The following is a 13,695-nucleotide window of genomic DNA, read 5'->3' as shown; positions in this document are numbered from 1 at the left end:
TCACGCACCACAAAATATTAAGATATAATATTATTTTTTTTCTTTTTAATACAGTAGCTAAAAAGCAGATTAAAGTTTATTTGATGATCAGTTGACCTGATTTTGGAAATTGATCGATGATATCATCGCCCACACCAAAATTACCTTTTAAAATATCTCTCGGATTTCCACCAATCCAGCTGCTTAAATCAATAGCTTCGTATAAACCATTATTAAAACCAAGCAATACAATAAGTTTTTCAGTACCTACATTTTTGATGTAATGTCCGGCTCCCATTGGAACATAGCCAACATCACCTTTTTCAAATTTGTCTTTCACAAATTGTCCTTCTGCCAGAAAAACACCCATTTCCGCTTTTCCTTGAATGTAATATTGCCATTCGTCAGCATTTGGATGCCAATGCATTTCACGCAGTCCACCGGGTTCAATTTCAAATATACTTCCGGTAATGGTTTTAGCAATGTGAAATTCTTTCTGGGTAACAACTCTCTGGATGCCACCACCTGGTATAACAATGGGCTGTTGTGATCCTAGTGGATATCGGTGCTTTGAAACTAGACTTACTTCATTTCTTGGAGAAGCCAGACCAGAATAAATATCAGGAAGCTCACACTGGGCAAAATAGGCTTCACCCTGATAAAGCTGTTTTACTTCTTCCTGAGTTATTCCTAAATTTTGTGCGGCAATTTCTACCGGAACACTAGAAATAAAATCTGTAATACTGAAGGTATGATCCTCAGAAAAATCTCCATTATCAAATATGAGTATAAAATGACAGCTTTCACTGCTGATACACTGTAAAACATGGCCAAAACCTCTTGGGAAGTACCAAACATCACCGGGATTGAAAATGTCTGTAGAAACCTCTCCCTTGGGATCAATTACTGTCGTCCGCATTTGACCTTTCAAAACATATCCCCATTCTGCAGCGTTGGCATGCCAATGAAGTTCGCGAATGGCTCCCGGCTCTAAATGCATACTTACCCCGGCAAGATTTTCTGAAGCTTTAAATTCTTTTACCGAAACACCTCTTGTAATACCACCCGGTCCAAGTCGTGGTTCTTTTTTTTCGAGCTCATATTTGAAGTTAGGAAGGTGGTTCATTGGTGTTAGTCTTTAAGTTTTAATTTGGTATTATAAAGTTAACGAAGAATATTTTCCTTAAGTACCTGCAGATGATTAAAATATTATTAAAAATAAAAAATCCATCAGCGATGATGGATTAGAATATTAGTTAGACTGGTTATTAGGGATGTTTTTATTTTTCTTTTTGTAGAAATAATATCCGATTCCTATAATTAAAAATAAAGGCCAAAAGGGAAGCATAAACAAAAAGATACCTGTAATTACACTCCAGCCAGAAGAGATCGCATCAAAAGATTCATCTCCGAAACTTTTAGGTTTATCGATTCCTGTATAACCTTCAGTAGTTCCATAAAGTGTAATTTCTAAATCAGACATTGTATTTTCAACATAATTCTGTCCGGATATTTCAGTTCCCTTATTTTCAATAACACCAATCCTGCTTATATCATCCATTAGATAGTCAAGCTTCTGAATAGGAACCTTTGCTTTTAGATAGGCAATTTTTTTTTCATTGTTATTTAGAGAAATATTTTCACTTTGTATAAAACCATCATATTTTTTCACTTCCTGAGTTACGATGTCTTTTGCGGTTTCAGTATTTTCAACATTTAATTCTAGTGTTCCGGTCTTTAGCATTTTGTTTTTAGGAGGATTCAATTCATCATTTTCTTTCTTTTTTTTATCCTTATAAATCACTTTAGTTTCTTTAATGATCTTTGGAGAAGGTACATTGATCACAATTTTTTCAGAGCCTTTTTTAGTTGAGTCCTTTTTTTCTATTTTAGATTCTAATTTAGTAGAAGCTATTTTATTAGATAAGGAATCTACACTTTTTGAGGTCGCTTCAATTTTTTCTTTGATCACATTTTTTGTGTCATCAAATTCTTTGATTTTTACATTGGCCGAATCAAAAACGGCTTCCGCTGTATTGGTTATATCACTGATCTTATCAGATGTGGCTGTAACGGTACTATCGGCAGATTGTACTGCTCCTTCAAGCTGAGATTTTGTTGCTTCACTTTTTTTACACATGATGAAAGTGCTGGATACTGCAACTAGTAAGATGAACTTTTTCATAAGATTAATTTTTTTGATGAAGTAAAATTAGCAGGGCTATCAAAGTTGTTTTTGTAAATGAGGCGTATTGTTTTGGTAAATCTGTAAATATTTAATATCTAGTGGATTAAAATGATTTACAATTTTTTTACAAGAATTTTTACAGGTGTATTTGATTTCTTGGAAGAATTAAAGGAATGATTGTAATTAAGATTTTACAGAATAATTGTGTGAGGGATAATTAAAAAATATCACCATATCAATTGGTAATCAAAAATAGTGGAGATCGTATGAAAGTGAATTGTTCAGACAAATCTGGATTTTTTTAATGAAGAGAATGCCTATTGTCTCGTGGTGAATGTTTAATTAGTTGATTTTTAAAAGGTTTTAAGTTTTTTATGTAAGAATATTTTTCTATTTTTGACTATGAATATATTAGTAAAATTTTCAATTATTTCTATTTTTTTGTTTTTGTTGGTGTTTTCCTGCGCCAATTATAAAAGGAATATAACTCCAGGTAAGAATGCTGAAAAAGTAGAATTTACTGAAATAAGAAGGTTGAATGCTGAAATTAATTTAAAAGAATATACTCTGATAAATTCAACAAAGGGGATTAAAGAACTATACAGACAGTTAGATAATTCCAAATTTTCAAGATCAGCACCTATACCAGTATTAGAAGAATCGGGTGCATACTTTTTAGTCTTAAAGCCTCAGTTAAAGAATAAAAAATACGGAGATATTGAAATTGAAAAATTGGAAATGAATAATTCTATTCTATTAGTTAATTATAAAGAGATTGAAAATAGGGAATATGCAGAAGAAAAACAATCAAATCCTATTGTAATACTTAAGGTATTCAATAAACCAACTGAAATAAAGCTAAATTTAATTAAATAAATGTATATGAAAAAAAGATTACTAATTCTTGCAGGTTTTCTCGTAATATCATCTATGGGATTTGCACAGCAAAATCAATGGACAAAGCTTTCGAAGCAAAGTATCAAAGAAACAAAGGAATCATCTGTTAGAGTATCTGACTATGAATTGTTAAGACTGAATACAGATGAACTTAAACAACAACTATCGAATGCGCCCGACAGAAATAAAACGCCTTTGGCAAAGGGTGTTTTAATAAAATTTCCTAATGACCAGGGAGCATTTGACACTTATGAAATATTGGAAGCATCAACAATGCATCCTGATCTTCAATCAAGATATTCTGATATCAAATCATACACAGGACATAGAGTAGGCGATCCAGCTACTAAAATAAAATTCTCATTAGATCCTTATTTTGGTTTAAATGCGGTAATCAGGGGCTCTAAAGGAATGTATTATATAGATTCATACTCACCTGATAATAAGGTTTACAGATTGTATGACAGGAAAAATGCTCAATCAGCCAGTAAATTTGAGTGTCTTTTTAAAGATGATAATTCATTGAAACAAATTGGTTCCGGATTGGAAGGAAAAACAGTTGTTGATGGATTATTGCGTAAATACAGGCTTGCGATTTCTACCACGATAGAGTATACAGCTTATATTGCCCTGCAGGCCGGGGTAAGTACGGGGACTGATGCTCAGAAAAAAGCTGCTGTTTTAGCTGCTGTTAATTTAGTTGTAGCGCGCCTTAATGAAGTTTTTGAAAATGATATTTCTGTAACATTGCAGTTAATTGCTAATACAGATGTTTTGTTTTTTACCAGTGTAGATACTTACGACCCGCTTGATGCTTATCAAATGATTGACGAGAATGTAGTGGTAACAAATAATGCTATTGGAGCGGCAAATTATGATATAGGTCATGTCTTTTTTCAAGCAAACCAAGGAAACGATAATGGTTTAGCTTATACACCTGCCGTTTGTAGCAATACGGTGAAAGCAGGAGGTGTTACTGGATCTGCTGTTCCTGTAGGTGATCCTTTTGTTATCGATTTTGTAGCACATGAAATGGGACATCAGTTTGGGGCAAATCATACACAGAATAACGCATGTAACAGAAACGATGCAACTTCGATTGAACCTGGAAGCGCAAGTTCAATTATGGGATATGCAGGAATCTGTCCTCCTAATGTTCAGAATAACAGTGATGCTTATTTCCATGCGGTTAGCATTCGTGAAATGTATACAACGATCACTTCTCCTTCAAGAAACTGTAGCGTGAATACAGCAACAGGTAATAATGAACCCACTGCAAATGCAGGACCTGATAAAACGATACCAAAACAAACTCCATTCATGCTAACAGGGGTTGGAAATGATCCGGATGGTGATGCTATCACTTATAACTGGGAACAAATTGATTTTGGAGCGGCTCAAATGCCTCCAAGACCGGCAAATGCAGTAGGACCAATGTTCAGATCTTTATGGGCTACCACCTCACCATCAAGATATTTTCCGAGATTATCTACAATTATAGAAGGTTATAATCCAACAATAATTACAGCAAGTAATTACAGAGCCTGGGAAAAATTATCTTCTGTTGCCAGAACATTGAATTTTTCATTATTGGTAAGAGATAATAATCCGGCTGGCGGACAAACAGGTCGCGATGATATTCAATTAACAGTATCAGATGCGGCAGGACCTTTTGTTGTTACTTCTCAAAATCTTCCGGGAGCAGTTTGGAATACAGGCGAGTCTAAAACGATAACCTGGGATGTTGCCAATACAAATGCAGCTCCTGTAAACACTGCAAATGTAAGTATTCTACTTTCGACAGATGGTGGACTTACATTCCCTCACGTATTGGTTGCAAGTACCCCGAATAATGGATCTTATACCTTCAATGTTCCTGGTGGATTAGGTACAGCAAGTAATGCAAGATTAATGATCAAGGCAATTGATAATGTCTTTTTAAACGTAAATACAACAAACTTTACCATCAATTCGACATTAGGAGTAAGTGACTCAGAAAAATCGGAAGCCGGATTTGCTATTTATCCAAATCCTTCTAAAGGTATTTTTACTATCGAAACTAATACGAAAAAAGGAATATCTTATACTGTTTTTGCTATGGATGGAAAATTAGTAAGTCCGAAAAAAGATATTAATAAAACAGGTAAAATCTCCGAACGCGTTAATTTATCTGAACTTCCTACTGGAGTTTATATCATTCAGGTAGATAAAGACGACCAAAGAATTTCTAAGAAATTAATCATTAATAAATAATCAATATCTGTTTAATCCATAAAAAAAAACGTTCAGTGTTACACTGAACGTTTTTTTATTTTTAAGATACATGATCTTACTGGTTAAATTCACTGATGAAATGTAATTTCACATTCGGGAATTTTTCCTGTGTCATATGTATTGTAAAGGAAGAATCTGCCAGAAATACCAGTTGATTGTATTTATCTCGGGCTAAGAATCTCTGTTTTAGTCTTGCAAATTCTTTGAATTCCTCAGATTTCTCATCAGCCTCTATCCAACACGCCTTGTGCATAGAAAGTGGTTCGTAAGTACATTTTGCCCCATATTCATGTTCCAGACGATACTGGATAACCTCATATTGAAGTGCACCCACAGTTCCGATAATTTTTCTGTTGTTCATTTCAAGGGTAAATAACTGGGCAACACCTTCATCCATCAGCTGATCAATACCTTTAGCAAGTTGTTTCGCTTTAAGTGGATCATTGTTGTTGATATATCGGAAATGTTCCGGAGAGAAACTAGGAACTCCTTTAAAGCTCAATTTTTCACCACCTGTTAACGTATCACCGATTCTGAAACTTCCTGTATCATGTAAACCAACAATATCGCCAGGAAAACTTTCATCTACAACTTCTTTTTTATCTGCAAAAAAAGCATTTGGAGAAGAAAACTTCATCTTTTTGCCCTCCCTTACCAATAGGTAATTTTCGTTTCTTTTAAAGGTTCCAGAAACAATTTTAACGAATGCCAATCGGTCTCTGTGTTTAGGATCCATATTCGCATGAATCTTGAAAACAAATCCAGTGAAAGTATTTTCTTCGGGTTTTACGATACGGGTATCACTTTCTTTTGGTTGGGGCATTGGTGCAATTTCAATAAATGCATCCAATAATTCACGAACTCCAAAATTATTTAATGCAGAACCAAAGAAAACGGGCTGCAAATCTCCTTTCATGTAATCCTCACGGCTAAATTCGGGATAAACAGACTGTACCAGTTCAAGTTCATCACGTAAAGACTTAGCTGCTTTCTCTCCAATCAATTCATCGATTGCCGGATCATTGATATTATCAAACTTAACGGTGTCACCAACTCTTTGTTTCTTCTCTTCCAGGAATAATTGGATATTATTTTCCCAGATATTATAAATACCCTGAAAATCACTTCCCATTCCGATAGGTAAAGAAAGAGGAACTACACTTAATCCTAATTTTTGTTCAACTTCATCCAGTAAATCAAAAGCATCTTTACCTTCACGGTCAAGCTTATTAATGAAAACCAGCATGGGGATGTTTCTCATTCTACAAACCTGAACTAATTTTTCAGTTTGCTCCTCAACCCCTTTTGCAACGTCTATTACGACGATTACGGAATCTACGGCTGTTAATGTTCTATAGGTATCTTCTGCGAAATCCTTGTGACCAGGAGTGTCCAGAATATTAATTTTGTGTCCTTTATATTCAAAAGCTAATACGGAAGTGGCTACAGAGATCCCTCTCTGTCTTTCAATTTCCATAAAGTCGGAGGTTGCTCCTTTTTTTATTTTATTGGATTTTACAGCACCTGCTTCCTGAATTGCACCCCCGAAAAGCAGAAGTTTTTCTGTAAGAGTAGTTTTTCCGGCATCCGGGTGAGAAATAATTCCAAATGTTTTTCTTTTTTGTATTTCTTTGATTAAGTCTGACATAGTGTATTTTGAAGTTGCAAAAATCGTGATTTTTTATGAGGATTCAAATAAATTAATAAACAAAAAGAAAACACGGTATCTACTTTTTAGATTGGAGGTATCAATATTTGAACAGGTGTCAGCTTGAAAAGTAAAGAAATAGATTTTATAAGAACTTTTTTATTTGCCTATTATAAAACCTGTAAAGGCTTTTTCCGACAAGTAGATGAATGAAGAATTTTCTTTTTTAGTTGTTTGGGGCTTTTAAAAAAATTACCTTTGTTTATTAAATTTTTACAAAGAAAAAACATGGAAAGCAGCAAATATCCACAGTTTACTTTTACATGGATCGGAGGCGTTGTTTTATTAGGCGGGTTGTTTGTAGGAACAATGTTCGTCTCCTTTTTTAATATTTTTTGGATGTTTGTTTTTAAAGAAAACCTGCAATTCAAAGATTGGTTTTTTATGCTTTCAAATGCTGCAGGATTCTTGACGGCAATTGCTTTTTTTGATTTTTTTATCGTCAGGCCAACCACAAAAAGAAAACTTAATTTTAATTTTTCTCCTACCAATTTTTATACCTATTTCCTGATTTTCCCTTTGATGATAGGCATGATGTTTATTTCAGAATTTATAACTGCTCAGATTCCTACTACAGGTCCTTTCTTTGGTAAGTATTATGAGTTTTTCAGTGAACTGATGAATCAACTGACGGATGATCCTGTTGTAATGATCATCACAGCCGTGATTATGGCCCCGATTTTTGAGGAGATTATTTTTAGAGGGATTATTCAAAAAGGATTAATTAATAAAGGAGTAAAACCATGGAAAGCAATTGTATATGCTTCCATTATTTTTGGATTGGTGCATGGTAATCCCTGGCAGTTAGTAGGTGCCGTTTTATTGGGATGTGTTTTAGGGCTTGTTTATTTTAAAACTAAATCTTTGTTATTACCAATGCTTCTGCATGGGTTCAATAATTTATGCTCATCATTATTGATCACCTATACGAAAAATGAAAGTTTTTCAGAAGCTCTTAAAGTTTCTGAATGGATATTACTGGCAGTAGGACTTGTACTTTTCTCTTTATTCTATTATCTTTTTATGAAAAAGTATAAAGTACATTATTCGGAAATTTAATTTAAAAAAATGAAAAAGGATATGGAATTATTAGTTGCAACACACAATCAACATAAAAAAGAAGAGATCCAGCAAATATTAGGAGCTGATTATCTTGTTAAGAGTCTCACGGATTATGATATTCACGAAGAGATCGTAGAGGATGGAGATTCTTTTAATGCTAATGCTTTAATAAAAGCAAAATACTGTTTCGAGAAAACCGGGATTCCAAGTTTAGGCGATGATAGCGGATTGGTTGTTGAAGCGTTGGATGGCAGGCCGGGTATTTTTTCAGCCCGCTATGCCGGGGATCATGACTTCGGTAAAAATATTGAAAAGGTATTAAGTGAGATGGAAGGTGTTGAAAACCGGAAAGCCTACTTTATTACTGTTTTATGCTATTATGATGAACAGGGAGCTCAGTATTTTGAAGGCAGAGCTTATGGAAATTTATTAACAGAGAATAAAGGTTTTAAAGGTTTTGGATATGATCCGATTTTTGTGCCACAAGGGTATGACAGAACATTTGCAGAAATGAACCCGGAAGATAAAAATGAAATTAGCCACCGTAAGCAGGCTTTAGATCTGTTTTTGAACAATTTAAAAATTGTAGATGGACAGTAATAATAATTTAGGATGTAAGTATATCCAAAATTTCTGTTGTACATTTGTTATAATAAACTATTGATTTGAGTACTTATTTAACGATATTAGGTTTTAACTCAGCGATTCCTACAATTAATACTTCTCCGACAGCGCAATTGTTAGAAATGGAAGAACGACATTTTCTTATTGATTGTGGAGAAGGAACCCAGGTACAGCTAAGAAAAGCAAAAGCAAGATTTTCGAAAATTAATCATATTTTTATTTCCCACCTTCATGGGGACCACTGCTTTGGACTTCCCGGCCTTATTGCATCCTTTCGGTTATTGGGACGTGATACTCCTTTACATGTATATGGTCCGAAAGGAATTAAGAAGATGCTAGAGACTATTTTTACAATCACTGAAACGCATCGGGGATTTGAGATTGTTTATCATGAGCTGGATAAAGATTATTCTGAAAAAATTTATGAGGACAATAGGGTAGAAGTTTATACTATTCCTTTAGACCACAGGATTTATTGTAATGGCTATCTTTTTAAAGAAAAACCAAAAGACAGACATATCAATATGAAGGAGATTGCCAAATATGACGAGATTGAGGTTTGTGATTATCATCATATTAAAGCAGGAAAAGATTTTGTACTTAGTGATGGATATGTTCTGAAAAATGAGATCTTAACCGTTGATCCTATACCGTCAGTTTCCTATGCCTTCTGTAGTGATACCCGGTATCTTGAAAGTGTTATTCCTATTATTAAAAATGTAACGGTTTTGTATCATGAATCAACATTCTTACATGATCTAAAAGAAATGGCCGATTATACAGGACATGCGACAGCTTTGGAAGCCGCTACAATAGCGCAAAAAGCAGAAGTGGGGAAATTAATTTTGGGACATTTTTCCAATAGATATGGAGACCTTACCGTATTTACTGATGAAGCCAGAAATGTTTTTCCTAATACTTTTTTACCAAAAGCACTGGAAAGTGTGAAAATCTAAGTGGAGTTATGAAATTTGATGAATTAAAAGATTTTTTAAATGAGAAATCTGATCAATATAATAATTATGATTTTATTGAATATGATCCCATACAGATTCCGCATCGTTTTTCTTTAAAACAGGATATTGAAATTGCTGGTTTTTTATCAGCAACAATATCATGGGGAAATAGAAAAGCCATTATTAAATCTGCTGAAAAGATGTTAGATATTATGGGAAATTCTCCTTATGATTTTGTAATGAATTTTTCAGAAAAAGATCTGCATTCAATTCAAGATAAAAGTATCCACAGAACTTTTAATGGTGAGGATTTTACTTATTTCATTAAGCAGTTCAATAAAATCTATAAGGAGAATGAAAGTTTAGAAAGCTTATTTAAGATTGAAGATGCTGAAACTAATTTTTTACACGCTATTGAGAGATTCAGGGTTTCTTTTTTAGAAACCGGAAAGCATAGAAGTCACAAACATGTAAGTTCACCCTATAAAAATTCATCTTCAAAAAGAATTATCATGTTCTTGCGCTGGATGGTAAGAAAAGACAAACGAAGTGTCGATTTTGGAATTTGGGAGAATATAGATCAGAAACATTTATCTATTCCATTAGATGTTCATACAGGGAATATTTCCAGAAAATTGGGGTTAATTACAAGAACTCAGAATGATTGGAAAACGGTAGAAGAGTTAGATAAAGTGATAAGGCAATTTGACGATAAAGACCCGGCAAAATATGATTTTGCTTTGTTTGGATTAGGAGTTAGTAAAGAATTTTTATAAAATTAAAAGTGATGAAAACGCAGACCGAAAAAACAGAAATTCTGGAAAAGATTGCTACTGGTATTACCTGGTGGATTGGTTCTATCCCGTCACTCATTGTTCATACCCTATTTTTTATAATTTCATTTCTCCTCCCGTTACTACATATTGTAGAGTTCGATAAAATGCTTTTGATTCTAACCACAGTGGTATCTCTGGAGGCAATTTATCTTGCTATATTTATTCAGATGTCTGTTAATAGAAGTCACGAAAAAATTGAAGATATTCAGGAAGATATAGAAGACATTCAGGAAGATATCGAAGAGATTAGCGAAGACATTGAAGAAATCAGTGAGGATATAGAGGAAATCAGTGAAGATATAGAAGAGATTAATGAAGATATTGAAGATATTCAGGAAGATATAGAAGAGATTAATGAAGATGAAGATGATGAGGATCATAATGAAAGGGCAAAAAAAGTGATATTAAAAAGCAGTGTGAACTCGAATAAAAATGAGATCAAAGCTTTAAAAGATCAAATTCTCCTTCTTCAAAATGAAATAAATAATTTAAAGAAAGAATGATAAATGAAATTGATCAAAAATCACTTTTTTTAGTTCAATAAGGATTTCTTAATCATTTTTTAATATAGCTTTTTTCTAATTTTAAGCTAAATATTAAATTTTTTATTGCTAAAAACTGCCCAACTAATTGTTTAATTATGGTGAAATATTAAAATAGTATTTATTTTATCTAATACTGTTTTGATTCATAAAAAACGAACATCATATCTTTATTTTTATTATTTTTGGACAAACAATACCAAAATGTTAAATTATAGATTGAAAAACTACTTTTTCTTTTTAATATTACTATTAGCTCCCCTATTTTTATTTTCTCAGAATACGAAGAAAATGCCTCAGCGGAAAGTGAAAAAGGAGAAGTTTACGGCAGCAAGTATGAAAACTGGAGCATTTATTGATGTAAATGTAGCTTCCTATGCTCCTTCTGCTTTTACTCCGGCACAGCTTGTTAAAGACATCCTTATTAATGGAGGGACGAATTGCTCAACACCTAATGTAACGAATGTAACAGTTAGCCCTAATCATGATGTTGGGAATAATGACAGATTTTGGGGGTACTTTCATAAAGGAACAACCAGTTTCCCTTTTACAGATGGAATCGTTTTAACGACAGGATATGCAAGAGAGGCGGGAAATACCTTGTATACCGGAGGAAGTTTGTCTGGGACAATTTCATCACAAGGTGATCCTGACCTTGCTGCGGCTACTGGTACTAGCCAAGGTAGTCAGCGTGATGCAGTTGCTTTAGAGTTCGATTTTGTTCCTAATTCTAATCAGGTTAAATTTAATTATTTGTTTGCATCTGAAGAATATTCCGGAGGGTATCCATGTAATTACTCAGATGCCTTTGCATTGCTTATAAAACCTGTAGCCGGAGGACCTTATGTCAACGTAGCGATTCTTCCTGGAACGGCAGGTGCAGTAAGTGTTACCAATATACGTCCTGCAAATGAAGATAACGGAGATCCTTTAACTTGTGGGGCTCTTAATGAAGCATATTTTGCAGGATATAATACAGCTAATATAGAGACGAATTATAATGGAAGAACAATTCCTTTAACAGCGATTGCAGATGTTACTCCCGGTGTTGCTTATCATTTTAAAATGGTTTTATCAGATTATAATGATCAGAGTTTAGATTCAGCTGTTTTTTTGGAAGGAGGATCTTTCGATATAGGAATAAAAATTGTAGATGGAACGGGTGCTATTTTACCAGATACCATCCATATGTGTGATAATACACCACAGATATTAAAAGCGCAAGTAAGCGCTGTACCGGGAATGACTTTCCAGTGGTTTAAAGATGGGGCTCCTATTCCGGGAGCTACAAATGTCCAGTATATTGCAACACAGCCTGGTGTATATGAAGTAAAAGTTTCTGTACCTGGAAATCAGTGTCCGGGATCAGCAACAATAACAATTATAGGGGGAACGACACCAACAGCACATGATGCTATATTGAAGATTTGCACGACTCCAAATGCACTTAATTTTGATCTAAATACAGCAACCCCATTAATTAGCACAACGACAGGTGCTGTATTTCATTTCTATGTAAATCAGGCAGATGCTGTTGCTCAGAATAATAGCTTTATCACTAATTTATCTAGTTATGATGGTACAGATGGTCAGATTTTATACGTAGTGGTTTCCAATGGAGCATTTTGTAGCAAAATGATTAAGCTAACCCTTAAAAAAGAAGCTACTCCGATCGCTCAGGTCGTTTCTTCAAAAATGAAAATCTGTTCAGGTGAATCTGCTATACTTACAGCTTCCGGTGGTGTTACCTATTTATGGAGTGATGCGTCAACGACTGGAGCAGTAAGAACCGTAAGCCCTACTCAAACAACAACGTACACAGTATATGCTATCGGAGCACAAGGATGTAAATCATTGCTGCCTGCTACTGTAACGGTAGAAGTGGTTCCAGCTATTGTTTCTTCTCTTAAGGGGGGAATGATTTGTACTGGTGACCAAATTACCTTAGATGCAGGATCAGGACCTAATTATACTTATTCCTGGAATACAGGTGCAACTACTCAAACCATTACTGCAGCTACACCGGGTACCTATACCGTAACGATCGACAATGGTGTTTGTTCTAAGATATTTACTACAGAAGTAATTCAGGCTATTCCTCCAGTTGTGATTAAGGTAGATTACAATGCTAGTGGAACTATGGTTATTACTGCTAGTAATCCAAGTAACGGACCACTGGAGTATTCTGTTGATAACGGATTAACATGGCAGCCTTCTAATGTATTCAATAATGTTCCTAAAAATAAAGTTATAGCAATCAGGGTTCGAGTGAAAAATACAAGTTGCGTAGGATACCTGGAATATTTTACTTTTATAATGAAAAATGTAATTACACCTAATGGAGATAATGTAAATGATATTATTGACTTTAGAGGAATTAACGAGTATAAAGATTTTACAGCAAGTATATTCGACCGTTATGGACGTGAGGTTTATAAAGCTGAAAAAGTAAGACCTTATTGGGACGGTTATTTCCAGGGCAAACGTTTACCTTCATCATCATATTGGTATCAGGTAACTTTTGAAGATCCTGCAAGTAAAGAAAAAGCGGTAAAAACTGGTTGGATATTATTGAAGAACTTTGAATAATTTGAATAATGTATTAATCATACTTATAAAAAGACTAACG

At 34.1% G+C, this 13,695-nt stretch carries 11 protein-coding genes; 8 read left to right on the top strand and 3 right to left on the bottom strand.

The window, feature by feature from the left end; all coding sequences use genetic code 11:
* Positions 1-76 precede the first annotated feature (76 nt).
* The gene (locus AC3WRL_RS02365) at positions 77-1,105 is read right to left on the bottom strand and encodes a cupin domain-containing protein (RefSeq protein WP_261511372.1); all 1,029 of its coding nucleotides are present in this window, start codon (positions 1,103-1,105) and stop codon (positions 77-79) included.
* A gap of 126 nt (positions 1,106-1,231) precedes the next feature.
* On the bottom strand, positions 1,232-2,164 hold the full coding sequence (locus AC3WRL_RS02360; RefSeq protein ID WP_492329637.1) for a DUF4349 domain-containing protein: 933 nt from the start codon (positions 2,162-2,164) through the stop codon (positions 1,232-1,234).
* A gap of 405 nt (positions 2,165-2,569) precedes the next feature.
* Between AC3WRL_RS02360 and AC3WRL_RS02355 the strand changes: the two genes are divergently transcribed.
* Both AC3WRL_RS02355 and AC3WRL_RS02350 read left to right on the top strand, forming a co-directional pair.
* Positions 2,570-3,043: a hypothetical protein gene (locus tag AC3WRL_RS02355; protein ID WP_214826357.1), complete on the top strand. Its 474-nt coding sequence runs from the start codon at positions 2,570-2,572 to the stop codon at positions 3,041-3,043.
* A 6-nt stretch (positions 3,044-3,049) separates the two neighbouring features.
* Positions 3,050-5,317: a zinc-dependent metalloprotease gene (locus tag AC3WRL_RS02350; RefSeq protein WP_261511375.1), complete on the top strand. Its 2,268-nt coding sequence runs from the start codon at positions 3,050-3,052 to the stop codon at positions 5,315-5,317.
* A gap of 76 nt (positions 5,318-5,393) precedes the next feature.
* On the opposite strand, the gene AC3WRL_RS02345 is transcribed toward AC3WRL_RS02350, so the two are convergent.
* Positions 5,394-6,986 (bottom strand): peptide chain release factor 3, encoded by a 1,593-nt coding sequence (locus AC3WRL_RS02345; RefSeq protein ID WP_214826355.1) that lies wholly within the window; start codon positions 6,984-6,986, stop codon positions 5,394-5,396.
* A gap of 288 nt (positions 6,987-7,274) precedes the next feature.
* Between AC3WRL_RS02345 and AC3WRL_RS02340 the strand changes: the two genes are divergently transcribed.
* From AC3WRL_RS02340 to AC3WRL_RS02315, 6 genes are all read left to right on the top strand, one after another.
* The gene (locus AC3WRL_RS02340; RefSeq protein ID WP_492329636.1) at positions 7,275-8,105 is read left to right on the top strand and encodes a CPBP family intramembrane glutamic endopeptidase; all 831 of its coding nucleotides are present in this window, start codon (positions 7,275-7,277) and stop codon (positions 8,103-8,105) included.
* 9 nt (positions 8,106-8,114) lie between these two features.
* Positions 8,115-8,708, top strand: a complete 594-nt coding sequence (gene rdgB, locus AC3WRL_RS02335; protein WP_492329635.1) for an RdgB/HAM1 family non-canonical purine NTP pyrophosphatase — start codon at positions 8,115-8,117, stop codon at positions 8,706-8,708.
* Between the two features lie 65 nt (positions 8,709-8,773).
* Entirely contained in the window at positions 8,774-9,688 is a 915-nt protein-coding gene (locus tag AC3WRL_RS02330; RefSeq protein ID WP_214826349.1) for a ribonuclease Z, read from the top strand.
* Positions 9,689-9,696: 8 nt separating this feature from the next.
* Positions 9,697-10,464: a TIGR02757 family protein gene (locus AC3WRL_RS02325; RefSeq protein ID WP_261511378.1), complete on the top strand. Its 768-nt coding sequence runs from the start codon at positions 9,697-9,699 to the stop codon at positions 10,462-10,464.
* Positions 10,465-10,475: 11 nt separating this feature from the next.
* Positions 10,476-11,027: a DUF1003 domain-containing protein gene (locus AC3WRL_RS02320; RefSeq protein ID WP_214826345.1), complete on the top strand. Its 552-nt coding sequence runs from the start codon at positions 10,476-10,478 to the stop codon at positions 11,025-11,027.
* Between the two features lie 243 nt (positions 11,028-11,270).
* Positions 11,271-13,655, top strand: coding sequence for a choice-of-anchor L domain-containing protein (locus AC3WRL_RS02315; protein ID WP_214826343.1), 2,385 nt, complete (start codon positions 11,271-11,273; stop codon positions 13,653-13,655).
* The last annotated feature ends 40 nt before the right edge of the window (positions 13,656-13,695 follow it).

Source organism: Chryseobacterium sp. FW101-FHT12H09, from assembly GCF_058790395.1.
This window is presented reverse-complemented; position numbering and strand designations above follow the sequence as displayed.